At 50.8% G+C, this 23,183-nt stretch carries 19 protein-coding genes, 1 tRNA gene and 2 pseudogenes; 9 read left to right on the top strand and 13 right to left on the bottom strand.

Going from position 1 to position 23,183, the window contains the following annotated elements; translation table 11 throughout:
• The first annotated feature begins 37 nt into the window (after nt 1-37).
• The 3 genes from SHEWMR4_RS00650 (at nt 38) to SHEWMR4_RS00640 (ending at nt 3,337) form a co-directional block, all read left to right on the top strand.
• Entirely contained in the window at nt 38-637 is a 600-nt protein-coding gene (locus SHEWMR4_RS00650; protein WP_011620956.1) for a YhgN family NAAT transporter, read from the top strand.
• Between the two features lie 178 nt (nt 638-815).
• Nucleotides 816-2,474 (top strand): hypothetical protein, encoded by a 1,659-nt coding sequence (locus SHEWMR4_RS00645; RefSeq protein ID WP_011620955.1) that lies wholly within the window; start codon nt 816-818, stop codon nt 2,472-2,474.
• 62 nt (nt 2,475-2,536) lie between these two features.
• A complete protein-coding gene (locus SHEWMR4_RS00640) occupies nt 2,537-3,337 on the top strand; it encodes an NRDE family protein (protein ID WP_011620954.1) in 801 nt (266 codons plus the stop codon).
• A gap of 23 nt (nt 3,338-3,360) precedes the next feature.
• Here the strand turns inward: SHEWMR4_RS00640 and SHEWMR4_RS00635 are convergent, their stop codons facing one another.
• Nucleotides 3,361-3,810, bottom strand: a complete 450-nt coding sequence (locus SHEWMR4_RS00635; RefSeq protein WP_011620953.1) for a YybH family protein — start codon at nt 3,808-3,810, stop codon at nt 3,361-3,363.
• A 129-nt stretch (nt 3,811-3,939) separates the two neighbouring features.
• On the opposite strand from SHEWMR4_RS00635, the gene SHEWMR4_RS00630 reads away from it, so the two are divergent.
• Nucleotides 3,940-4,500, top strand: a complete 561-nt coding sequence (locus tag SHEWMR4_RS00630) for a lysophospholipid acyltransferase family protein (RefSeq protein WP_011620952.1) — start codon at nt 3,940-3,942, stop codon at nt 4,498-4,500.
• 25 nt (nt 4,501-4,525) lie between these two features.
• Nucleotides 4,526-5,149: a LysE family translocator gene (locus tag SHEWMR4_RS00625; protein WP_011620951.1), complete on the top strand. Its 624-nt coding sequence runs from the start codon at nt 4,526-4,528 to the stop codon at nt 5,147-5,149.
• On the opposite strand, the gene SHEWMR4_RS00620 is transcribed toward SHEWMR4_RS00625, so the two are convergent.
• Nucleotides 5,146-6,414: a mechanosensitive ion channel family protein gene (locus tag SHEWMR4_RS00620; protein ID WP_011620950.1), complete on the bottom strand. Its 1,269-nt coding sequence runs from the start codon at nt 6,412-6,414 to the stop codon at nt 5,146-5,148. The genes SHEWMR4_RS00625 and SHEWMR4_RS00620 overlap by 4 nt on opposite strands.
• A gap of 232 nt (nt 6,415-6,646) precedes the next feature.
• A complete protein-coding gene (locus SHEWMR4_RS00615) occupies nt 6,647-7,030 on the bottom strand; it encodes a DUF1090 domain-containing protein (RefSeq protein WP_011620949.1) in 384 nt (127 codons plus the stop codon).
• A 192-nt stretch (nt 7,031-7,222) separates the two neighbouring features.
• Between SHEWMR4_RS00615 and SHEWMR4_RS00610 the strand changes: the two genes are divergently transcribed.
• Nucleotides 7,223-7,843 (top strand): DUF3157 family protein, encoded by a 621-nt coding sequence (locus tag SHEWMR4_RS00610; RefSeq protein WP_011620948.1) that lies wholly within the window; start codon nt 7,223-7,225, stop codon nt 7,841-7,843.
• A gap of 523 nt (nt 7,844-8,366) precedes the next feature.
• On the opposite strand, the pseudogene SHEWMR4_RS00600 reads toward SHEWMR4_RS00610, so the two are convergent.
• Nucleotides 8,367-8,714: pseudogene (locus SHEWMR4_RS00600) on the bottom strand (lysozyme inhibitor LprI family protein); the annotation flags it as partial.
• Between the two features lie 355 nt (nt 8,715-9,069).
• Between SHEWMR4_RS00600 and SHEWMR4_RS00595 the strand changes: the two are divergent.
• Nucleotides 9,070-9,684 (top strand): hypothetical protein, encoded by a 615-nt coding sequence (locus SHEWMR4_RS00595; protein ID WP_011620945.1) that lies wholly within the window; start codon nt 9,070-9,072, stop codon nt 9,682-9,684.
• Nucleotides 9,685-9,800: 116 nt separating this feature from the next.
• The gene (locus tag SHEWMR4_RS00590) at nt 9,801-11,144 is read left to right on the top strand and encodes a M48 family metallopeptidase (RefSeq protein WP_011620944.1); all 1,344 of its coding nucleotides are present in this window, start codon (nt 9,801-9,803) and stop codon (nt 11,142-11,144) included.
• Nucleotides 11,145-11,205: 61 nt separating this feature from the next.
• Here SHEWMR4_RS00590 and yedF read toward each other — a convergent pair whose 3' ends face one another.
• The 3 genes from yedF to fdhD all read right to left on the bottom strand — a co-directional run bounded on the left by yedF (nt 11,206) and on the right by fdhD (nt 13,615).
• Nucleotides 11,206-11,439, bottom strand: a complete 234-nt coding sequence (yedF, locus tag SHEWMR4_RS00585; RefSeq protein WP_011070517.1) for a sulfurtransferase-like selenium metabolism protein YedF — start codon at nt 11,437-11,439, stop codon at nt 11,206-11,208.
• Nucleotides 11,439-12,653, bottom strand: a complete 1,215-nt coding sequence (gene yedE / locus SHEWMR4_RS00580) for a selenium metabolism membrane protein YedE/FdhT (RefSeq protein WP_011620943.1) — start codon at nt 12,651-12,653, stop codon at nt 11,439-11,441. Before yedE ends, yedF begins: the two co-directional genes overlap by 1 nt.
• A gap of 125 nt (nt 12,654-12,778) precedes the next feature.
• Nucleotides 12,779-13,615: a formate dehydrogenase accessory sulfurtransferase FdhD gene (fdhD, locus tag SHEWMR4_RS00575; RefSeq protein WP_011620942.1), complete on the bottom strand. Its 837-nt coding sequence runs from the start codon at nt 13,613-13,615 to the stop codon at nt 12,779-12,781.
• A gap of 141 nt (nt 13,616-13,756) precedes the next feature.
• On the opposite strand from fdhD, the gene SHEWMR4_RS20875 reads away from it, so the two are divergent.
• Nucleotides 13,757-13,851: transfer RNA gene (locus tag SHEWMR4_RS20875), tRNA-Sec, on the top strand.
• 93 nt (nt 13,852-13,944) lie between these two features.
• Here SHEWMR4_RS20875 and selB read toward each other — a convergent pair.
• From selB to fdnG, 6 genes and pseudogenes are all read right to left on the bottom strand, one after another.
• Nucleotides 13,945-15,738 (bottom strand): annotated as a pseudogene (gene selB, locus SHEWMR4_RS21220) (selenocysteine-specific translation elongation factor); the annotation flags it as partial.
• Between the two features lie 2 nt (nt 15,739-15,740).
• Nucleotides 15,741-17,162 carry an L-seryl-tRNA(Sec) selenium transferase gene (gene selA, locus SHEWMR4_RS00565; RefSeq protein ID WP_041408658.1) on the bottom strand — a complete coding sequence of 474 codons (1,422 nt, stop codon included), beginning with the start codon at nt 17,160-17,162 and terminating at the stop codon, nt 15,741-15,743.
• A 57-nt stretch (nt 17,163-17,219) separates the two neighbouring features.
• The gene (gene fdhE, locus SHEWMR4_RS00560; RefSeq protein WP_011620939.1) at nt 17,220-18,128 is read right to left on the bottom strand and encodes a formate dehydrogenase accessory protein FdhE; all 909 of its coding nucleotides are present in this window, start codon (nt 18,126-18,128) and stop codon (nt 17,220-17,222) included.
• A complete protein-coding gene (locus SHEWMR4_RS00555) occupies nt 18,128-18,769 on the bottom strand; it encodes a formate dehydrogenase subunit gamma (protein ID WP_011620938.1) in 642 nt (213 codons plus the stop codon). The genes fdhE and SHEWMR4_RS00555 overlap by 1 nt, the downstream gene beginning before the upstream one ends.
• Nucleotides 18,766-19,680 carry a formate dehydrogenase subunit beta gene (fdxH, locus tag SHEWMR4_RS00550; RefSeq protein ID WP_011620937.1) on the bottom strand — a complete coding sequence of 305 codons (915 nt, stop codon included), beginning with the start codon at nt 19,678-19,680 and terminating at the stop codon, nt 18,766-18,768. Before fdxH ends, SHEWMR4_RS00555 begins: the two co-directional genes overlap by 4 nt.
• 2 nt (nt 19,681-19,682) lie before the next feature.
• Nucleotides 19,683-22,697, bottom strand: a complete 3,015-nt coding sequence (gene fdnG, locus SHEWMR4_RS00545) for a formate dehydrogenase-N subunit alpha (protein ID WP_157037019.1) — start codon at nt 22,695-22,697, stop codon at nt 19,683-19,685.
• Nucleotides 22,698-23,183: the final 486 nt, after the last annotated feature.

Genomic DNA, 23,183 nt, shown 5'->3' with positions numbered 1-23,183 from the left:
TATCGGCTCATGTTGGCTTGGGTGTTGATAACGTTAAATGGATATATTTTCTGCTGCGGTAATGTTGTTTTTGATCATGGATCCCCTCGGTAATTTACCGATTTTCGCGTCGATTTTAAGGCATATCGATCCGAAAAAACGTCGTAGGGTTTTGATCCGTGAACTGATTTTCGCATTATTGATCATGTTGGCCTTCCTGTATGCCGGCGAAGCCATCCTCAGTTTCTTAAATCTGCGTTCCGAGTCAGTCAGTATTGCTGGCGGGATTATCCTGTTCCTGATCGCCATTCGAATGATTTTCCCTCAGCCGGGCGGCGTGGTTGGTCTTGCGGCGGGAGAGGAACCCTTTATCGTCCCTATGGCCATTCCTTTGATGGCGGGGCCATCGATTCTGGCTGCGCTTATTTTACTCGCGCACACCGACAGCACTCGCATGGGTGACTGGACGATAGCGCTAGTGTCTGCGTGGGGAGCGAGTGCAGTTATCCTAATGTTCTATAAGCTTTTTACCCGTATGTTGGGTGAAAAAGGCTTAACGGCAGTTGAGCGCTTGATGGGAATGGTACTGGTTATGATCTCGGTGCAAATGTTTCTCGATGGGGTGTCGAATTATCTGAAGACTGCGAGCCCGATCTAAGGCTAACAAAGGTTGTATTTCTACTCCGGCATACTGTAAATAATCACCGCCCCACGCATTGATTATTTAATCTACAGCGCTGCTATCACTATGGAAACGTAAATTGCCAGTAAGTCGCTGCTCATTTTGATTACAACTGGTATACTATGGCGTTTTTTCAGCAAAATTCGTGGAATCCATGCTCTATCTTCTCGCTAGCTGTATCGCACTATTAATCGGACCACTGTTTTATCGCTACTTCTCATCGGGCAGCGGCTTACAGAAGGGACTCGATGGCTTTATCTTCGTCTCTTTAGGCGGGCTAGTGCTGATCCATATTTTGCCTGAATTGCTCGAGCACGGCGGCCTATTGGCCATCGTTTTTGTTGTCCTCGGCCTCTGGGGACCGACCGCCAGCGAACGCTTATTCCATCGCTACTCAGAGATCACCCATAATCTCACCCTATCCCTCGGGATTGGCGGTCTTTTACTGCATACCATCACAGATGGCGGCGCTATGGTGCTGGCGCAGCAGGATGGCAATTCCAGCCTATTAGCGCTCGGGGTGATATTACACCGACTACCCGTGGGTCTCGCCATTTGGTGGTTACTCAAACCTCAAGTCGGCACCCGTTGGGCGAGTTTAGTATTAGTCGCCATGATGCTGCTCACAGGCGTGGGTTATTTCGCGGGCGAGCAATTATTATCCCAACTCAGTCTAGATAATACCGTTTATTTACAAGCCTTTGTGACAGGTTCAATCCTGCACGTCGTGCTGCATCAACCCCATGGTCAACACGACACCGATAAGCAAGGCCAGTATGAATATCAGGCCGGTATCGGCAGTTTACTGGGGATTGGATTGTTGATGGTGCTGTTACTGATGGATTCTGGCGGCCATGAACATGCCCACCACGATCACAGCACCGAACAGCTAACCACTTGGTTAATGACCATAGCGCCGGTACTTTTACTCAGCTATGCCGCGGCCGCGCTGCGATTCCAGTTTGGTTTAACTCCGCAGGATAACAGCCTTGCTCGCCGTTGGTTCCAACGCTTAGCGGGCCCAGAGGCGCTTGTGCTCACCGCGCTACTGCTTGGCCCTTGGCTGGCACTATTCCAACTACTCGTGGTGTTTATTATGAGTGCTTATCTGGCCCATGCTCGGGTCGAGATAACCGATCCCCACAACAAGTTGCCCAACAATGCGCTACGCTTTGGCTTTGCCCATCTGGTTGATCGCAGTGCCCCTTGGGTGCTCCTCAGCCTAGTGCTAGTCAATCTGATCGGCCATCCTTCGGTACCGTTAAGCAATCCTATGTTGCAGATTGCCGTACTCTTGTTGGTCTTTTTACCTATGCGCTTCTGTAATTTAGGTGCAGCAGTACTGTCGATTGCCCTCGCCTACAGCGGCTGGAGCCCAATTGCCATCATACTGCCCCTGATTGCAGCACCCGTACTGAACATCGCCCAACTTAAACTCATGAGCTGGCCACAGCGCGGTATTTTGCTGGCAATAATCGCCGTATCACTTGTCGCAGCGCTTAAGTTGCCCATGTGGTTCTCGATGATCACTTTACCCGAGGCGATTAACTTAGCTGCACTATTTATCCTATCTGCCTTATTTGCCGCGAGCTTACTGCGCCTAGGACCTCGTAAGTTCTTGCGTCGTTTAATGTTGCTAAAACCTGCACCCCATGGTCATCATCACGGACACGCTCATGCTCACGCGCATACCCAGGCAGCAGAAGCGTCACATGGGCACGGACATAGCCATACACAGTCTCATACACACAGTCAGAACCATAGTCACGACCATGATCATTCCCATGGTGATGGCAATAAGCACCACCACTAACACTGTTCATTTGCCGATAGACAGGCTAAGTTAACCTTATCCTTGGATAAACTTAGCCTGTTATGTGCATACTCTTTGTCGCCCTTAATACCCATCCTCAGTATCCGCTGATCATTTGCGCCAATCGGGATGAGTTTCACCATAGGCCCACAGCTCCAGCACAATTTTGGCCACCGGAACAGAATATGCTCGCGGGCAAAGATTTGCAGGCGGGGGGCACTTGGTTTGGCGTAAATAAACAGGGGCAAATTGCAGGAATCACTAACTTGAGAGTGGCTCAAAAATCCCAAGAGCCAATGCGCAGCCGCGGGGAGCTGATCATTAAAGCCTTAAGCTCGGGTTCGCTTATCTGCCCTAACTGGCTTGAGGAACACGCCGAAGATTATCAGCCATTTAATCTCGTTTTTGGCCAAGGGACGGATCTCTACTGCTTTAACAGTCTTAAGCGGAACACGGTAAAACTCACCGCAGGATTCCATGCCATTAGCAATGGCGCACTCGATGATATCTGGCCGAAAATGGCTAAAGGCCAACGCTCGCTCGAGGCCCTTATCCAACAAGCGGGACCACTCGAGTTAGAGTCGCTCATCCAGTTGATGCAGGATGATTCGCGGCCACAGGATAACGAGCTACCCGACACTGGCGTCGGGCTAGAGTGGGAACGCCGACTCGCAGCGATTTATATTCGTCACCCCGACTATGGCACCCGTTCCACCAGCATTTTGCTGCAAGATGCCCAAGGGGAAATCCAGTTTACCGAGGTGAGATACGATGGTAAGGGTCGACGGCTGGGACAGCAGGACTTCCACTTCACCCTGCCGCCACAATTACCTAAAGAACCGGACTGCCTAGCTCACTTTTAGCTTGCTAGTCCGAGATCAATTTATCAGTCCGAACTGTGGTCCATAGTGATCACCCAGCGGTCATCAATTTTTTCCACCAGCAGAGTAAAAACGCCCGAGGGTGCATCCTTTTGCCGCTTTAAATCCCAGCGCCCAACCACCATAGCGGCATAGTTGCTGAGCATTTTGATTTCTTTGATAGTGAACTTCAGCTCACCCAACGCCTCTTTATTCGGATAATTTTTCTTATAGACGGCAAGGGTTTCCTCCCAGCCATAACGAAACTTACCGTTAGAGACAAATCTGAGTTGCTCGTTCTTCCAATAACCCTGCATGTAAGCGTCAAGATCGCCGCGGTTCCACGCATCTTCCTGACCTTTTAGCATTTGGGCAATGTCATCCGTCGGCACCGCACTCGCTTGGCCAGCAAACAGCAACATCAGTACCGCGAAGCACTGTAAAATGTGTTTTTTCATCAATCCCTGTCGCAACATAGTATCCCTCCCCAACAATCAGGTAAAAATGTACTATAACGAATTTGGCACAGACTATCTTGTCTAAGCCGATTTATAATTAAAAAAAGCTGATGATATTATTCATTTTTCGACTCTGAGCACCAAACTATGTTTACACATTTATGCCGCTGGCTACTTAAAATTTCAGGCTGGCAAATCCAGGGGGAACTCCCCAATCAAGCCAAATACATTGTGATTGTTGCCCCACACACCAGTAACTGGGACTTTATCATCGGCGTGCTCGCCCGCGGCGCCTTAAACACCCGTATACACTTCCTCGGTAAGCATCAGTTGTTTATTCCGCCTTGGGGTTGGTTGTTCCGCGCTATCGGAGGCAGCCCAGTGGATAGGCGTAAAAACAATAATTTAGTCGATGCTGCCGTGCAGTTGTTTGCCACTCAACCCGACTATAAACTCGCGCTCGCTCCCGAAGGTACTCGTAGCCCTGTGACCCGCTGGAAATGCGGCTTCTACCATATCGCCTCCAAGGCGCAGGTACCCATAGTGCCTGTGGGCTTAGACTTTGCCCGTAAGGCCGTGGTGATCCAGCCGCCACTGCAACCAAAAGAAATAGAACAAGATATGGCGGAAATCCTCCGTTTTTACCGCAGCATTAAAGGGCGTCATCCCAAAACGATCCCCGACTATACGCCAGACAACCGACGTTAATGCCTAAGGAATTACGGAGCAAAACATGCAGACCGAGACTTGGTTACTCTATCTTTTTGCGATTGTTTTAATTGGGATTTCCCCAGGGCCTATCGCCATGTTGTCTATGTCCCACGGCATTCATTTCGGCAAAAAACGTAGCATAGCCACAGGGCTTGGCAGTGTCAGCGCCGTGCTGGTGCTGATGGCCGCTTCGGCGGCAGGATTAGGCGCCATTATCAGCGCCTCGGAATACGGCTTTAGCTTGCTCAAATGGTGCGGCGCCGCCTATCTGGTGTTTTTGGGCATTAAACTCGTGCTCACCAAGTCGCAGGGGCAAAAGCTGGAAGTGACGAAAACAGAAGGAAAAGGAACTGCTAAACAACTCTATAAACAGGCATTTTTAGTGGGGATCAGCAATCCTAAAGACTTACTGTTTTTTGCGGCGTTATTTCCACAATTTATCGATTTAACCGCCCCACAAATGCCGCAACTGACGATTCTTGCCCTCACTTGGGCGCTGGTCGATTTTAGCTTTGTGATGCTGTACGCCTCTATGGCCAATGTGCTGGCCCCGAGCCTAAAGGCCAGCAACAAACTGCATTGGTTTGACCGTACCAGCGGCGGCGTGTTTCTCACCCTCGCCGCCATCTTAGTCAGTCGGGATTAGCCCTCGACTTTCACCGATTTTAGACTGCGGATATCGTTGCCCGTCGGCGCTTGGAAGGCCTGTAAACCAAATTCGGGCAACACGGCAAAGATATGATCGAAGATATCCGCTTGTATCGCCTCATAAAAGGCCCAACGTGTATCATTGGTAAAGATATAAATCTCAATCGGCAAACCTTCGGTCGTTGGAGCCAGTTGGCGCACCATCAGTGTCATATCTTTGTGCACTTTATCATGGCGTTGCAGGTACTCCTGCAAATAAGCGCGGAAGGTACCAACGTTGGTCAGATGGCGGCCATTGACCTTCATATCCAGATCCGACACTTTGGCATTCGACTCTTGGATCTCACTGATCTTGGCAGGGAAATATTCTTTCAAGCAATTGATTTTACTGAGTCGACTACGCTCTTCCTCGGTTAAAAACTTAATGCTGTTGATATCGATATTGACCGCACGCTTGATACGGCGACCGCCCGACTCCGACATACCTCGCCAGTTACGAAACGCATCCGACACTAAGGCATAGGCGGGGATCATAGTGATGGTCTTGTCCCAGTTACGCACTTTGACCGTAGTTAAGGACACTTCCTCCACCGCACCGTCGGCGCCGTATTTGTCCATCTGGATCCAGTCGCCCTTGCTGACCATACGGTTAGCCGCCAGCTGGATCCCCGCCACGAAGCCTAAAATGGTGTCGCGGAACACTAACATCACAAAACCCGTTGCCACACCTAAACCGCTGAGGAAGTACACGGGTGATTGATCCGCCAGTACAGAAATCGACACGATCAGACCGACAAAGAACAGAAACAGTTTAATCAGCTGCACAAAGCTTTTTACCGGCAAGCGGCGGCTGACCAAATTGACATCGGAAATCTCATTAACCGCATCGAGCCCTGCGTAAATGGCGCGGATCATCAGGATCACCAACCAAATACTCAATAGACGGTCGACTAAACTGCTGAGTACGGGATGCTCGGTTAAGGTTATAGGCACCAGAAGGTTTAGCACGATAGCAGGCACTAACATTGCCAACTTTTCCAGCACCCGGTAACGCATAAATACGTCGTCCCACGTCGCCTTGGAGCGCAGGATCACCATGTTGACCGCACGGATCACCCCGCGGCGCATAATAAAATAGGCAATGGCCGCCACCAGCACACAGGCAAGCAGCATAATGCTGGTCGATATGCCGTCGGATGGTTGGCTGTCGATCCCGATACTCGATAGCCAGTTCGAGATTTGAAGGCGAATTTCTTGATCCACAATCTACTCCTAGAAAAACGGCTGGGTTATCTGCCCAGGTCAGCCATGCCAAGATAAGGGCTTAAGGTTGCGAGCACATGACGTGCGACTGCGGCATCTGTGCAACAAATATTTCACAACCATATATTTTTAAAACGATTTTAGCATCCGAGACCCAGTGCTCAAAGGGCGTATCTATGTAAAATGCCGCATGAGTCGACAATGGTTCCCTTTCGGCTCGGTTTTACTGCCGTTATTGTTCCAATTCGGTCTCGGCTTGATGCAGCTCAGCCTGCGCCTCTGCGACCTTTTGGCGTTTTTTGCTGATCTTCTCCATCGACTGTCCACTAGCGATGGCTTCGCTGAGTTCATTTTGGCGCTCGACTAATTTAGCCTGTTTGGCCTCGACCTTAGCTAAACGCTCGGCGTATAGGGAGTCATCCTCACAATCGGCGACAACCGCCTCCAGTGCTGTTGTTAATCCATTGACCTTATTTTGATTTCCCGCCGCTTTAGCCTCAGCAAGCTGTGCCTCAATTGCCGCCAATTTTGCTCCGCAGCCCTTGGGCGCATCCTCCTGCGCGGTGGCAATCCCGCTGCACAATAATGCGATTAAGCATCCATATCGACAAAACATGGCAATCTCCTTTAGCGGACTTAAATACTGCTCTTGGATTGATAGTGCCACAGCCAACAAGCACAAGCTGTATTGTCGGGATTTAAAATCGATTTTATTGGTACAAATGCGACTTAGACAGTGACTTAATGGCAGTAAATTGTTTATGTTAGGGCAAAATATTGACTCAGACGGATATCGGAGCCAGAAACCATGCCCAGTTCATTTCGCCTCAGCGCGCTCAGCTCATTATTGTTGCTCTCTTCATCTGTGATGGCGGCCGATGTGGCGACCATCACCCTAGAGAATGGCGCTCAAGTCAGATTAAAAGATGACTTCACTTGGGAATATATCATCACAGAGACTAAAGTCGCCGAAGCGCCAGCGGTAGCCACAGTTGCAGCCGCGCCCAGCGTTGCGGCCGTAGCTTCAACTCCAGTGGCCGTTGAAGCCGCCAAACCTGTCACCACGCTAACGGCGAACGCCATTGCGCGCCCAGAGCTCTTAGGCTCTACTGCTAAAGATGGCATTAAAGTCACCTTCAGAGAGAGTCAATGGAAGGGCGATAAACTCGGCCTGACCTTCGAGCTTGCCAGCACCAGCGGTGAACATGTGACCTTAGTTGAAGTGGAAACCAGTTTCTTTGCCGACGATGGCACCCTGCTCAAAACCGAGAAGCTCGACATCTGGGAAGCGATTTTCCGCATGCCAGAAACTTACCTACGCAAAGGTGAGCAGCGTAAGAGTCCGGTCATTTGGGTTGAAGGTGTCGATAAAAGCCGTTGGCAAAAACAACTGCTCAACCTCAAAATCACCGAGATTAATTCACGCTAATGAACGATACGGGTAAGGAATTGAGCATGAGTTTCCATTCCTTGCCATCTCACTCGGCTGTGGTAGGCAGGATAAGCTAGACTCTGCACCAGGCCTTAATTTCCCATGTGAGCCAGATGCAAGATGCCCAAACGCAACCTCAATTTCAGCCTTGCCCTCTTGCTCTGTGCCCTGAGCCATCCGGCGATTGCCGATACAGTGTTTCTCACCAATGGCGATAAAATCACAGGTGAAATTAAAGCCCTAGATGAACAGAATCTGGTGATTAAGCCCAGCTACGCCCCTAAAATCACTATCGAACGCAGCGCGGTTCGCAGCTTTGAAACCCGTGAGTCACAGCACTGGAGCATCAACCGCTCGATAGAGGAGGTCACGATTCAAGCCTCTGACTTAGAGAGCTTTGTGATAATCAATCAAAGGCAAATCCCCATCAGTGAATTAATCTATTCCGAGACCTTAAACCAGTCAGAATGGCGCTACAGCGGCAGTGCCGAGGCGGCGATAGATGTCACCGATAACAGCAAATTTCCACCAAACGATACTGCGCCTGTAACTCGGCAATCCGCGTCTGGTAAGTCGATTCAACACAGGCGCGTTTATCTTCGCTCTTCCAACACTCATCACGCCCCTTCACCCATCCTCGCTGCATGGCTTTGAGGGTGGGCGGTTGTTCGTTTTTGGCTTTTTCCGTGGCCTTGGTATACACCTCGGCGAGTTGTTGATCGAGCTTAATTAAGCCCTCATCCTGACACACCAGCTCCTCGATACTGCCGGCGCGCACTTTGCTGCAATCAAAGGACGGTTTTTCTGCAGCCATCGCAGGCGTGCCTAGCGTCATGGCGAAAAGTCCCGCCACTGCGGCGGTTTTCATATTGATTATCTTAGTAAATTTCATTGTTTCATTCCCTTTATCTAGGACCCCGAGCGATCTCTTGTCCATAGCTAACCTTATCTCGGCTTAACCTAAGCTGACTTAAGCAAAATACCCCTCAATAGCAGCTCTACATTTCATAAACCCGAATAAGTGTAGTGCAGTCACAGACGTTATCCCAAGAGTGTCCACTCAACGGACAATCGCGCGGACACATTAACAGCCAAAGTGCGGACACTTTAGGCTTATCAAGCGGACAGTGTTTTTATTTGATTGATAAATATTGAATATTTAGTTGGCACATATTCTGCCTAGTCAGTGGGTCATCACACTTATCCCTATACAAGGAAGCATTATGAACACTCACACCAAAATATTCGGCGGTTTATTAATCCTCGCACTTATCCCCTGTGGGATTTGGGCAGCACAGCAGGCAAGCACCCAATCATCTAGCGACACCCAAATCTCGATCAATAGTCGCAATTATCACGATTTTTCGTGGATTTATGTGCGTCAAGATGGCGAACTCACTATAGGCGCGGGTGAGAGCCAAGATTGGAACAAACTCAAACGCCAAGGCAATGCTTATCAAACGGACTATCTGTGGGTTAAGACTGGTGGAAACCGCTATGTGATTACCGATCCGGCTCTCGTTAATCAGGTGAAAGAGGCTGTGCGCCCAATGCAAATCCAAGGCGAGAAGATGCAGCGTCTGGGTGAACAAATGCAGGTTAAGGGCGATGCCATCAGCGCCGAAACCAGCAAACTCGTCGCCAATATCGCCTCCGGGGAAAAAGATGCTGAGGTTAACGCGCAAATTGAAAGCCTAAGCGCATCGATGGATGTGATGGGCAAAGAGATGGAACAACTCGGCGAAGAACACCAAGCGTTAGTCGATGTGGCCGAGAAGCAGGTTTACGAACTAGCGCAAAACGCGATTAAAAATGGCACCGCCGTATTGGCACCTTAAGCCATTTTTAGCACTTAAAGGTAAATTATCGGTTATTCCAGTTATAGAGATTGAATTTCCTAGTGAAATTGACTATTTTCACGCCGCTTTGTTATTTCACTAGGAAAAGGATCAACATGGAACAAGCGATTAGTACAGGGAACGACAACCCCATTCAAATGGCCGATACCGTCTATTCGAAAGAAAAGTCACTGTTTACAATTTTAGCGATTATTTCGGGACTGATTTGGGCCGTGCTGATCTTAGCCACCAAAGGTCTCGCCCTGATTTATGTGCTGATGTTTTTCATCATTTATCTATTCACCCACTCGGCGTTTATCAGCTATTTAAAGGGCACTGCAGTTGAGATCAGCCCTGAGCAGTTCCCCGACTTACACAAGCAATACCTCGCCTGCTGTGAGCGTTTAGAGGTGAAAGAACCGCCCCGCGCCTACCTGTTAGCGGCCGATGGTATGCTAAATGCCCTCGCCACCCGCTTCCTGCGCCGTAACTACATAGTGCTGTTCTCATCGATTGTGGATGCACTCGAGTCCGATAAAGACGCCCTTAACTTCTATATCGGCCATGAGCTTGGCCATATTCGCCGTAACCATATTGGTAAAGAGCCACTGTTAGTGTTCGCCACTTGGCTGCCGTTAGTGGGCGCCGCCTACGCCCGCGCCTGCGAGTACACCTGCGATCTACACGGTCTGCGTTGCTGCAATAGCTTACGCTCGGCCACCAATGCGGTTGCCGTATTAGCCGCTGGGGTTGAGCAGTGGAAACGGATGAATGTGGATCAATATATTCGCCAAACCCAAGAGTCGAGCGGATTTTGGATGTCCTTCCATGAGCTCAATAGCAGCTATCCATGGCTGACAAAACGTATGGCAAGAGTACAAGCGACCGCGCAAGGTAAAGTGTATTCAGCGCCTTCTCGCAGTGTATTTGCCTACATCTTTAGCCTGTTTATGCCACGCATGGGTACGGCGGGCGGCGGGATTATCGTCCTTGCGGCGATTATCGGTGTGGCCGCTGCGGTCGCGATTCCCGCATATAAGGAATACCAAGAGAAAGCGGGCGCAGCCAGCATTAACTATGATGATGCCAACTACGCTACCAGTACTTCGCAAATGGACACTGAGTCCGCTAAAGTGCCCGATGCTGCACTGGCTATCGAGCATATTGATCAGTTGCACCAGTCATTAGCCCCTATTACCGAGGTGCTGACTCAATACTACCAAACCCATAAAGCCTGGCCGACCGAGATAGAGCCGCTTGGCTTTACTGATGAACAGCTAACCACCTTTAACCTTTATTCCGAGGGGATTGTTGGTTTTGTTGCCGGCGAAGCCTTAGGGGATTATCAAGGCTTTGATGTGTATTTATCACCTCAAGTCGACGAGCAAAATAACGTCACTTGGGTATGTAGTAGTAACGATATTCCCGACGAATATCTACCAGCCGATTGCCAAGGCTAAGATCAAAAAGCGCTGCCAATGCAGCGCTTTTTATTTGCCGTGATGGCCTCGAATGGTTCAATTAGCGCTGGATCAGATAACGAATCGTTGGTCCGTTTTGCTCAATTTCTAGCACTTTATAGCCATGATTCTTGGCATCGAGTGGAATGTTATTGATTGATTGTGGGCAGTCACTGATCACTTCTAATATCTCCCCCGGTTTCAGCGTTGGCATGGCCTCAAGGGTTGCCACGGCAGGATAAGGGCAAGGCTCGCCCACCATATCGAGTTGATAATCTGGAATATATTGACTCATTACGCCGCCTCCGCGATCAGTTGTTCATCCCGCTTCGCCTTACGGGCAAAGAAACGTTTTTCCCACAGCAACATGGCCGCAAACGACAGCGCCAGCAGCAGATAGGTCAGCAATAAACCGCCCTTATCGCCAAAGCTAGAGAGCAGGTTAACCTTGTCCCAACTTGTGGCTAATGGCTGGGCTAAATCATCCCAGTAATAGGCCAGCAGGGTTGAACCCAGCACGTTGCCTAAACCAACCCACCAGAAATGCACTTGGCCTTCGACGGCGCGATACATCCAACCCGTCTCACAACCACCTGCCAGCACAATGCCAAAGCCAAACAGCAGGCCACCAATCACCGCATTCGGGCCAGCCCACATGATTTTGGGCGGCACACCTAATTGCACATAGCTATAAATCCCGATGGCACTCACCGCCATACCGAGAATAATCGCCTTGGCCATATGGGTGCGTCCGGTGATCCACATATCGCGAAATGCCGAGGTAAAGCAGATTTGCGCCCGCTCAATCAACAGGCCGAAACCCACGCCACAGAGCATGGCGATACCCAATTTAGGCGCGTTGAACATGGTCAGTAATCCCCAACCAATAATGGCCGCGAACACTAACATGCCGATGCGAAAACGCCGTCTGGCTTGGTTTTCATCCTGTTTAACCGACGTCGCCTTATCGACTTTCTTCAATTTCACTGGAATGCGGAACATGGGCAGTAGCGTAAAACGCGCGCCAAAGTAAGAGCCCGCCGCCGTCGCGAGGGCAAAAAACCATGCGTGTAAGGAAAACTGCGGAATACCGGTGAAGAAGGCCGCTAAGTTACAGCCCATCGCCAAACGCGCACCAAAGCCCGCAATAATGCCGCCGATAAGTGCCTGAGCGATGCGGATACGGCTCTGTGGCATACGCAGCTTAACGTTATTCGCCCACAGCGCCGCCGCAATACAACCACCAAACATGCCGATGATCATCATGCCGTCGATGCGGTCTAAGGGAGAGCCCTGTAAACCTATCACCTTGAAATAACCCCAAGTCTCAGGATTAGCACCCACCAGTTGCAGTAAGTGCCCGCCCCAGCGCGTAAATTCCCCCGTGACAGCCCAAAAAGTGCCAGTTAACCCAAAATAGTAAGTAGAAAGGATACCGGCGGCGATAACCGCAGGCATAGGAGCCCAAAAACGGACTAAATATTGTTGTTTAAATTGTTGCCATGTCATGTCATTACCCTAATGAACGAGACTATAAAAAAATAAGCACAAGGCTTATACCTGTTGCCACACAAGCAAGGCAGAATCCCTTAAAAATAAGGTGCTAAAGAATCTTAATTGTGTGGCGACACGCTTTAGATGGCTTTCGCTAAACAGCCACGATTTATCCCCAACAGTCGATAACTATGGGTGTAGAGCGTGGCTCTGCCATTACGACAAAAACCGATAAGCGTGATGTTGCTTTTCTCTGCTAATTCCAACGCCAGTGAAGTCACGGCGGACATAGCAAACAGAATTTGGATATTGGCACTGGCGGCCTTTTGCACCATTTCAAAACTGGCGCGGCTGGTGAGCAACACGGCGACAGGTCGCTGTGCCTGACGCATTGAAAATCCACCGATTAATTTATCCAGTGCAATGTGCCGCCCTATGTCCTCAAAGGCGGCGATGATTTGTCCTTCCTCGTCTAAACCCATGGCGGCGTGGGTTGCACCCGTGAGCTTAAAGTGATGTTGATTCTCTTTGATCTGCTCAAGGGCGAGCTGCAGATGATCGATATTAAATCTGGCGTCCGAGTCGACGCGAATAACGGGTTTAACCGCCTCTTCTAGCTGCGCCACACCACAGAGTCCACAGCCCGTGCGCCCCGCCATATTGCGCCGCTGCTGCTTGAGTTCCATAAAGCATCTTTGGGTGATTTCCACCTGAATGAGCACGCCTTCGGGGGTGAACTCCAGATCCACCCCTTTGATTTCATTCACATGGGAAACAATCCGCTCCGACAAGGTAAAGCCAATGGCAAACTCCTCGAGATTTTCAGGGCTGGCGAGCATCACAGTGTGGGCGATGCCGTTATACACCAGCGCCACTCGCACCTCGTTAGCCACATAATCGGTTAACTCTGAGGCCTGTCCCTGTTCTAAAAGGGTCACCTTTCTTTCAGTAACCACGGCGTGTGAATGATATTCCATAGCGACCCTCTAAACTCATTAATTCAAATAAAAACAATTGGTTTGCCAGTAAAGTTCGACTCAAGTCACAAAGCGACTAACGAAATACGAATGCGCTTGATTCAGGTTTAAGCATTTTCTACTATCGGTCTGTCTTCGAATGGAAGAACGTCGTCTCCGGTGAGGCGTCCGGATTTCAAATCCGGGTAGGGCTGCCAGCAGTCCTGGGTAGGTTCGACTCCTATGTTCTTCCGCCAATTCTCATGGGAATAAAACAATTCCCCATCCCGGATCTCCCGACTGTTACTGCGATACTTCCTACGGGTAAAACCACTGCGGTCAAAAAACTCCAACAGCTGAATACTGACCTTACGGCCTAGGCCAATCAGATCCTTAAACTCTGCGGTTTCGAGCTTGCCATGGGTTTCCACATGTTCACGCACCAGATTGGCGTAGTGGCACAACTGCTCACTCAGCAGATACCTATCCTTCACCACAGCGGTAATAAAACCCTGTTGCACCAGTTGAAAACACAGCAATCTGAGTTTGGCGGGCTCGAGTTCGAGATATTCCCCCATCTCAGTCACCCACACGGGCGAGGTTTGCAGCGCCAACCAAGGAGCCAAGCGTTGCCAGCACTGCTGCGCCTCGCTATCGAGGACAATCCTGTGGTCCGCCAACTGTAGCAAGGCGCCGCGCAGCACCATCAGTCCATCTTGGCAGAGGCTATCGAGCACTTTATTGGCCAGCTCGTTGGGTAATATGCTGTGGCTCATGCGTTGTAGACGATTACGCCCTAGCCCTAGTTGGTCGGGATGCTGTTGGTGATACTCACGTAACAGCTCGATAAACTGCTGTTTTTCTTGCTCGAGTAGCTGGGTCGATAGCCCATAGGCACCGAGGCGAGTCAGCCCCGCCTGCGCCAGCATGGCTGCGAGCCCTTCATCGGTTAGCTGCCAGCGCCAACGGATTTCATCAATACTGAGCGCCTCACTCTGGCCGAGTAGCGCCAGCACATTCACCGGATTGGAGAGCTTGGCCAGCTGTTGTAGCTTACTGACACGCTCCGGCGTACGCTTCTTACGATTGGGGACTTTTAATGCCAGCACTCGCCCTGCACCCAGCGTTTGCTTACCGCCAATATGCCTGAGCACTATCGGGTCGTCCTGACATAGCAGCAGCGGCTTATCGAGCACTATTTCGGCCAGATAACGCCCCTGCTCATCGGCTTCATCGAGTAGTGACACTCGACCCAGGGTATGGTCGGCGCCGTGGTGACAATGCACATTTTGCCAATGGGTTAAGGGTTCAAAACTGCGAATTTGCACTACGGGTCTGGCGCACAGCTCAGCCTGAGGCAGGCTGCTTAACCAGTCACCGCGGGCGGGCGCCCTATGGTTATCAACACCGGTAAGATTCAACGCGACCCGAGTGCCACTTAAGGCTCGATGGACTTCCATCCCTTGGCAGTGAATGCCGCGCACCCTTAGTTTGGCCTTTTGGCCTGAACTGTAGAGGCTATCGCCGATACACACACTGCCGCTAATCACAGTGCCCGTGACCACACAGCCCGCACCTTTAACGCTAAAGGCGCGATCGAGCGTCATCCTAAAGCTGCTGGCATCTTCCGCTTGGGTCGATTGCTGCTCGGCGATCTCTAAAATATGTTGTTTAAGGGTTTCTACCCCCGCATCACCTGTATCATTCGCGCAAACCTCAAATACGCCACTGGCCTCAATCCCGTATTCGGCAAGCAGCGCGATTCCCTCTATGGTCAACTTGGCGGCGGTTTGGTCATCGACCAAATCCCGCTTGGTCAGCACTAAGGTCAAACTATTGAGCGGTAAAAGCGCAAGGATTTGCAGATGCTCGCGGGTTTGCGGCATCACGCCGTCGTCACAGGCCAACACCAGCAGCGCGTGGCGCACATGGCTCACGCCCACCAGCATGTTATTGATGAATTTTTCATGGCCGGGCACATCGATAAAGGCTAAGCGAGTGCCATCTCGCAGAGGCATAAAGGCGTAGCCGAGATCGATAGTCATGCCACGGCGTTTTTCTTCGGGGAGCCTGTCGGTGTTCATCCCCGTCAAGGCTCGGATCAGCGTGCTCTTGCCGTGGTCGACGTGGCCCGCGGTGACCATAATCATAGCTGCACACCTAAGGTGCTGAGTTCGGCTAACAATTCGGCCTCATCATCGATACCGCGCAAATCGAGACGAAGTTGATCTTGGGTCATACGGCCAATCACAGGCCGCTGCGCCTGCTTAAAATGCTGCTCGAGCAGCGTTAGACTGCCACCCTCTTGCGCGTTAAAGCACAGGGCGATTGAGGGCAAAAAGGTATCGGGCTGCGAGCCGCTACCGACTTGAGTTTGGCACTCCACTAGCTCGATGCCATAACTCGGGGCAAACAGTGGCGCTAAGGCGCGCTGCAGGCGCTCACCAATTTGGCGTAACTCTGCTTGACTGCGGGCAAATTTGGCCATAATCGGCAGTTCCCGATCCAAGGATTCTGGGTTGAGATAGTGGATCAGCGTCGCCTCAAGCGCCGCGAGAATCAGCTTGTCGCAACGCAATGCACGCTTGAGCGGATGGCTTTGAAGCTTATTAATTAGCGCCTGTTTGCCGACAATCAAACCCGATTGCGGGCCGCCGAGGAGTTTATCGCCGGAGAAGCTGACCAGATCGACCCCATCCGCCAACATGGCTTGGGGCGTCGGCTCTTGTTTAAGGCCAAAACGGCGTAAGTCGGTGAGTGAACCACTGCCAAGATCCGAGATCAGCGCGACCCCACGCTCGCGGCAGAGTTGGCCTAATCTGGCCTCATCCACCGAAGCGGTAAAGCCACTGATATGGTAGTTGCTGGTGTGCACCTTCATAATGGCGGCGGTATTTTCGGTGATCGCCTGCTCATAGTCCTTGAGGTGAGTACGATTAGTGCTGCCGACTTCCACTAAGGTACAACCCGCTTGGCGCATAATGTCAGGAATGCGAAAGGCACCGCCGATTTCCACCAGCTCGCCGCGGGAGACGATCACTTCTTTACCCGCGGCCACCGCCGACAACATCAGCAACACAGCGGCGGCGTTGTTATTCACCACGCAGCAGGCCTCTGCCCCTGTTAAGCGTTGGATTAACCCACTAATAGCATTATCCCGATGGCCGCGCTCACCCGCTGCCAACTCAAATTCCAGCGGCGTCGGATAACGCATCACAGAGGTCACCGCCCGAATGGCCGCCTCAGACTGCTGGGCGCGACCAAGATTGGTATGCAGGATAGTTCCCGTGAGGTTCCACACGGGTTTTAGACTATGGCTATAGTCCTTAGACAATTGATCAACCAAATATCCGTTCAATAATGACGGGTTAGCACACCAAGCGGGTAAACGTCGCTCCTGGGCAATCAGCTCACGCGCCGTGCGTAACTGGCTATCCAGCGCCGCTTTTACCGCCGCTTTACCATAGCTTTGCAGCAGAGGCGCCAATATCGCATCGGCGAGCAGACTGTCCATCGACGGCAGCGCTCGGTACAGGGCTTGGGGTGTATCGGGTACTTGGGTCATCATTTGTATCATCTTGATAAATATAAGGGGAAGGACTCGGTGAGCCCTTCCCGACTTTGGTTATTGCTCAGTTTCGTGGGCCAGTAGCAATGGATTGACCGTGGTCGCTCCAAAGCCCTTGGCATTTAGCTCACTGTCGAGCATCAGGGTCGCTAAGTCGTCGGCCGCTACATCCATCAGCGGTGACTTTTCGACGAACAGCATCTTGGTGTAACCATGGCATTCGTCGCAGCTCTCGATGCGCACCTGCGCCTTAGCATCATCGAATGACCAGAGCGTCGTCCCTTTATCCTGACCACAGCTAGTGCAGTGGGCGCGAATGTAATGCCATTCGCTCTCACACAAACTGCAATGCAGATAACGCAGACCCGCTCGCGGCTGGTCGACGATCACGCTCGCCACGGGATGACACCCGCAAATCGGGCATAGGTTCTGCTGCACGACTTTGCGTTGATCGATCCGTTTAATCACCATAGGTGCCCAATGGGACCAGTAGACCCCCATCGCCGCCCAGATAAACAAACTGAAGCGCGCGGGCACTTCGCTCATATGTCCCTGACGCAATGCACTGCCCCAGGAGGTGAGTTGTTCAGGAGATTGCTGCATCAATAAACGCAGCACTCGCGCCATATCCTCATCCACCTGCGGCAGCAGATCGCTTAACAATTGTTGTAGCAGTCCTTGCCAGTAGCTATCTGCCTCTGAACCCAAGTGGGAAAGCGGAATCGCTTCATCTTTCCCCCAAGCGAGAAGCTGACCGAAGTCAGCCTCCGCCGCCAATCTGGCCTGAATCGCAACCACACGGCGGCATAGCTCAAAGTAGTCGGCCAGCGGCGAGTCCTTAGCCAACGACAACAAACGCTGCGCCCGTCTGTGATACACAGTTTTAGGGTCCACCGCCTTTAAGGGTTTAAGCTCCAGCGGCGATTCGCTGCCGGGGACCATAGGTATCTCGGCTGTATGACTCATTAATGTTTCTCCACGTCCGAATGTTCATCCAACATCAGCGGATGATGTTTACGGCACCAAGCCTTAGAGACCTTGCCGTAAAGCATGCCTGTGATAGAACCTTCCACCCAGGTCGCCATCCAAAAGTGCACCATCACAAACATCAGCATGATCAAGGCACAAATGGCGTGCAGCACGATCGCCCAGCCCACCACAGTGGCCGAGAAGTAAGGTGCAAAGTAGGGTTGCCACATGATGAATCCCGTCACGGTTAAGGTGATGGAAGTCAGCACAAAGGCACGGAACAGCACTTTTTGGCCTGGGTTGTAATGGCCGATAGGCGGGATTTTGTCCTCGTTCTCGAACATCACGTCCTTGATGGCGAGCATCCAAGCCAGATCGTGTTTTTCCCATTTGTTGTGGTGGTAATAACGCACCAACATCAACATCAGCGGTAAACACATCATCAGGCCAGCAATTGGGTGAATAAACTTCGCCAATTGCGGTGTGCCCGCTATCGCGCCCAACCATTGGAAGGAGGGATAGAAGAAGGAAAAGCCCGTCAGAAAGGTGACTAGCCCCACAGCCACAATGAACCAATGACAGATGCGGTCGAACAGTTTGTGACGCACTACCATTTCTTGCTTGTTATGCTTGCTCATTTCTTGGCCTCCTCTTCCGCTTGCGCCTTGTCCTCTGGCGGCTGATAGCCGGGTTGGTCCTCTTCCACTATGTTGCGACCGACGGTGATCTTATGCAGGCAGGCCACAGCCGCCGTTGCGAGAAGTCCGACAGTACCTAGTGGTTTCACCCAGTCCTGCCACAGGGTGACAGACAATGGGATTTGCGGATCCTTTGGCATTTCGTAGGTTTCAGGCTGAGTGACATCGTGCAATATCATCAGCATGCCTGTGCCACCTACGCCCTCAGGGTTGTAGAGTCCCGCCTTAGCAAAACCACGTTCTTTCAGCTCGTTAACACGCTTTTCTGAATAGAACAGCATGTCTTCGCGCGTGCCAAAACGCAGTGCACCCGTGGTACAAGACTTCACGCAGGAAGGCTCCAGCCCAACAGCCAAGCGGTCAGAGCACATAGTGCACTTGTAGGCTTTGTTGTCGACGGCGCTGATCTTCGGGATATCGAATGGACAGGCACAGGCACAATAACCACAGCCAATACATTTGTCCGAATCGAAATCCACAGTGCCATTGGCATGTTGAACAATCGCGCCAGAGGTAGAACAGGCTTTCAAGCAGGCGGGATCCGCACAGTGCATACAGGCACTGTGGGTAAACTGCCAACGTAATTTGCCTTGGTCTTCGATCTCGTTGTACTTCATCAGGGTCCAGCACTCTGGCGACAGAGATGCTGGGTTTTGATAAGTCCCTTGGAACGAACCCACTTCTTCACGCAGGTCATTCCATTCAGAACAAGCGACCTGACAGGCTTTACAACCATTACACTTAGTCGCGTCAAACAGCTTCGCAATTTGCTTCACGCCACCGACTCTCGCCTGTGCAGGCGGAGTCGCTTGCGAAGTGCCGGAACGTTGAATGATATCTTGAGTCGCCATTATCAGACCTCCGCCTTTTCAACATTCACGAGGAACGCTTTGTACTCAGGCACACCCGTGTTGGCATCCCCCATCTCAGTGGTAAGGACGTTACAGCTATAGGCCTTACGTGTTAGCGCGTTATGGCTGCCGTGACGTGGGATACCGAGTGTGTGTACCGTTTGACCATTGACCTGCAATGGGCGCATACGCTTAGTCACTAAGGCTTTGGTGAGAATGTGGCCACGTTTCGAGCTCACTTTCACCCAATCGCCATTCTTAATGCCTTTTTCTGCCGCCAATTGCTCATTCATTTCCACAAAGGTCTCTGGCATGGCAATCGCCGCTAAACGGCAGTGTGTCGTCCAGAAGTTAAAGTGTTCTGTAAGTGAGTAAGTGGTACAGGCGTAGGGATATTCCTCTTTAGTACCTATGGTGTCTTTCACCCCTTCGAACCAACGCAGCACAGGGCTGTGCACCACATTGGGATGCAGTGGGTTGGTGCCGATGGGCGATTCGACAGGCTCGTAATGCTCTGGGAAGGGTCCCTCTTTAAGCAGTTTGAGCGCGAAGAAACGACCTACGCCTTCAGCCTGCATAATGAAAGGATGCGCACTTTCCTGTGGATTCAACTTGGCATTGAAGTCGGGCACGTCTATCCCTTCCCACTTGCCGTCTTTCCACTCAACAATCTTACGGTGCTCATCCCAAGGTTTACCGTTCACATCACAAGAGGCACGGTTGTAGAGGACGCGGCGGTTGAGCGGCCATGCGAAGGCCCAGCCCGGCGTAATACCTTTACCCGATGGGTCATGGTTATCGCGGCGAGCCATTTGGTTACCGGCTTCGGTCCAAGACCCCGCGTAAATCCAACAGGCACTCGCGGTACTACCATCGGCCTTCAGTTCAGCAAAGCTGCTGATCTGACGCTTAGTCGCGACATCGTAACCATTTAACTCTTTCGTCAGTTCGATAGAGCTTGGGTTGTGCGGATCGATATAGTTCCAGTTAATCGCTTCAATGGGTTCAGGCAGTTTGCCACCCTCTTCGCGATAGAGGTGTTTTAGCTCCTGCAGCAGACCAGAGACAATCTCTGAGTCCGACATTGCTTCGCCTGGAGGATTAGCGCCTTTATAGTGCCATTGCATCCAGCGGCCAGAGTTAACGATCGAACCTTCTTCCTCTGCGAACACGGTCGCAGGTAGGCGGAAGACCTCGGTTTGAATACTGGCGGTATCGACCTCGTTAAAACCGGGTTCGTTTTGCCAGAAGGTGGCGGTTTCCGATGACAAGTTATCAAGCACCACTAAGTACTTAAGGTTACTCAGCGCCTTGATGTTCTTGTTACGGTTAGGCATGGAGTTAATGGCGTTAACCCCTTGCACGATGCAACCGTTCACTTTGCCACGGTACATCATGTCCAGATGCTTACCGAAGTCATACATCTGATCCCACTTAGGTAACCACTGATAACCGAACTCGTTTTCAGGCGTCGCGTTTTCACCCCAGAAGGCTTTAAGCAGGGACACATAAAACTTCGGATAGTTTTGCCAGTAGTTGGTTTGGCCTGGGCGCAATGGCTTAGGCGTATTCGCCGCCAAGTGAGCCGCTAAGGTTGGTTCTTTATCGTTTGGCAGTTTAAGGTAACCGGGTAAACTTTGAGCCAGTAGCCCCATGTCGGTTGAACCTTGAACGTTGGCGTGACCACGCAATGCGTTAACACCACCGCCTAACTGACCAATGTTGCCCAGTAATAACTGGATCATCGCCATAGAACGGATGTTCTGCGCACCTTTACTATGGTGGGTCCAGCCCAGCGCATACATAAAGGTTGCCACACGATCTTTAGTATGAGTGCTCGCAATGGCGTCACATACCACTTGGTAGTCCGCTGTTGGCGTACCAGTGATATTACTTACCGTTGCAAAATCATAACGTTCTACGTGTTGTTTGAGTAAGTTCCACACACAACGCGGGTGCTCAAGTGTTTCATCCACTTTGGCATAGCCGTCTTCGTCGAGTTGGTAGAACCAGGATTCTTTGTTGTACTCGCCTTTTGCTTCATCAAAGCCTGAGAATAGGCCGTCATGGAAGTCAAAATCATCCCGCACCAGATAGCTGGCGTTGGTATAGGCTTTCACATAATCGAAGTTAACTTGATTGGTCGAAATCAAATAGCGAATCACACCCAGAAGGAATGCTATGTCAGTTCCTGAGCGGATTGGGGCATAGTGATCTGCCAATGACGCACTGCGGTTGAAACGTGGATCAACCACAATCAACTTAGCATTGTTATGCTGCATAGCTTCTGTAACCCAGCCGAATCCGACAGGGTGAGCCTCTGCGGCATTACCGCCCATAATAATCACTACGTTAGAATTTTTAATATCGATCCAGTGGTTGGTCATGGCACCGCGCCCAAATGTTGGAGCAAGACTTGCTACCGTTGGGGAGTGTCAGTTACGTGCAATAGTATCGATAGCCACTAGGCCTAAAGCGCGCGCAAATTTTTGTGTCGCTAAGCCACTTTCATTGGCCATACCGGATGAGGTCATCATCCCTGTGGTTAACCAACGGTTAACCGTTACGCCATCGGCGTTTTTCTCAATTAGGTTCGCATCACGGTCATCTTTCATTAAACGAGCAATACGTTTAAAGGCATCATGCCAGCTGATCCGTTCCCACTTGTTGCTGCCGGGGGCGCGATATTCTGGATACTGTAAACGGTGTGGACTGTTAACATAATCCACAAGGCCTGCACCCTTAGAGCACAATGCACCTCGGTTTACTGGATGATCGGCATCACCCTCGATATGGAAAATAGCATGCTCAGAGTTTTTGCCCCCACTGCCTTGGCTGTACATCAGCAGGCCACAACCGACCGAGCAATACGGACAGTTGTTACGGGTTTCTTTGGCTCCGATCAGCTTAAACTCTCGCACTGCTGCATAGGCCTTTTCGGACATCAATCCCAGCGCTGAAATCGCTGAGGTTGCCGCTCCGGCCGCACACAGTTTAAAAAACTGGCGTCTGTTCATAGCGTTCTCTCACACTTTTGTCGTTATGAGTTTGGTAATTGCAGTGGTAACGCTGCAATCGTTTGAGTGAGTCAATAAAGCCCCCACTTAATCTAAGATTATCCTTAAAGTGAAAATAGATAACAAATAATGACATGAGATCGAGATCTCAATTCACCAGCTACAGAATAAACAACTGCAAAATAGATTCTAAATTGATATTTTCAGAGCTTAATTTTATTTAAGCGATACAAACAAAGATATAAACCCATAAACCACCAAAAGACATTTTGTCCACTACTTAGTAGGCATTTTGTCTCACAATGGCATATTAAGGTTATATAGAATGTGTATTTAAAGCCGAAACGAAATAAGAGATGATTAAAAACACCTCAAATTTACTGGTTTTGGATGGATAGACAGCTATCAAAGCTGACAATGTAAAGATTGGATAAAAAAGCACTCATCCTGCGGTGTTAAACACACCTAAAGTACAAAGTGCAAAAA

This window comes from Shewanella sp. MR-4 (genome assembly GCF_000014685.1).
Taxonomy (GTDB): Bacteria; Pseudomonadota; Gammaproteobacteria; order Enterobacterales; family Shewanellaceae; genus Shewanella.
The sequence above is the reverse complement of the archived record's forward strand: the minus strand, read 5'-3'. Positions and strand labels throughout refer to the sequence as shown.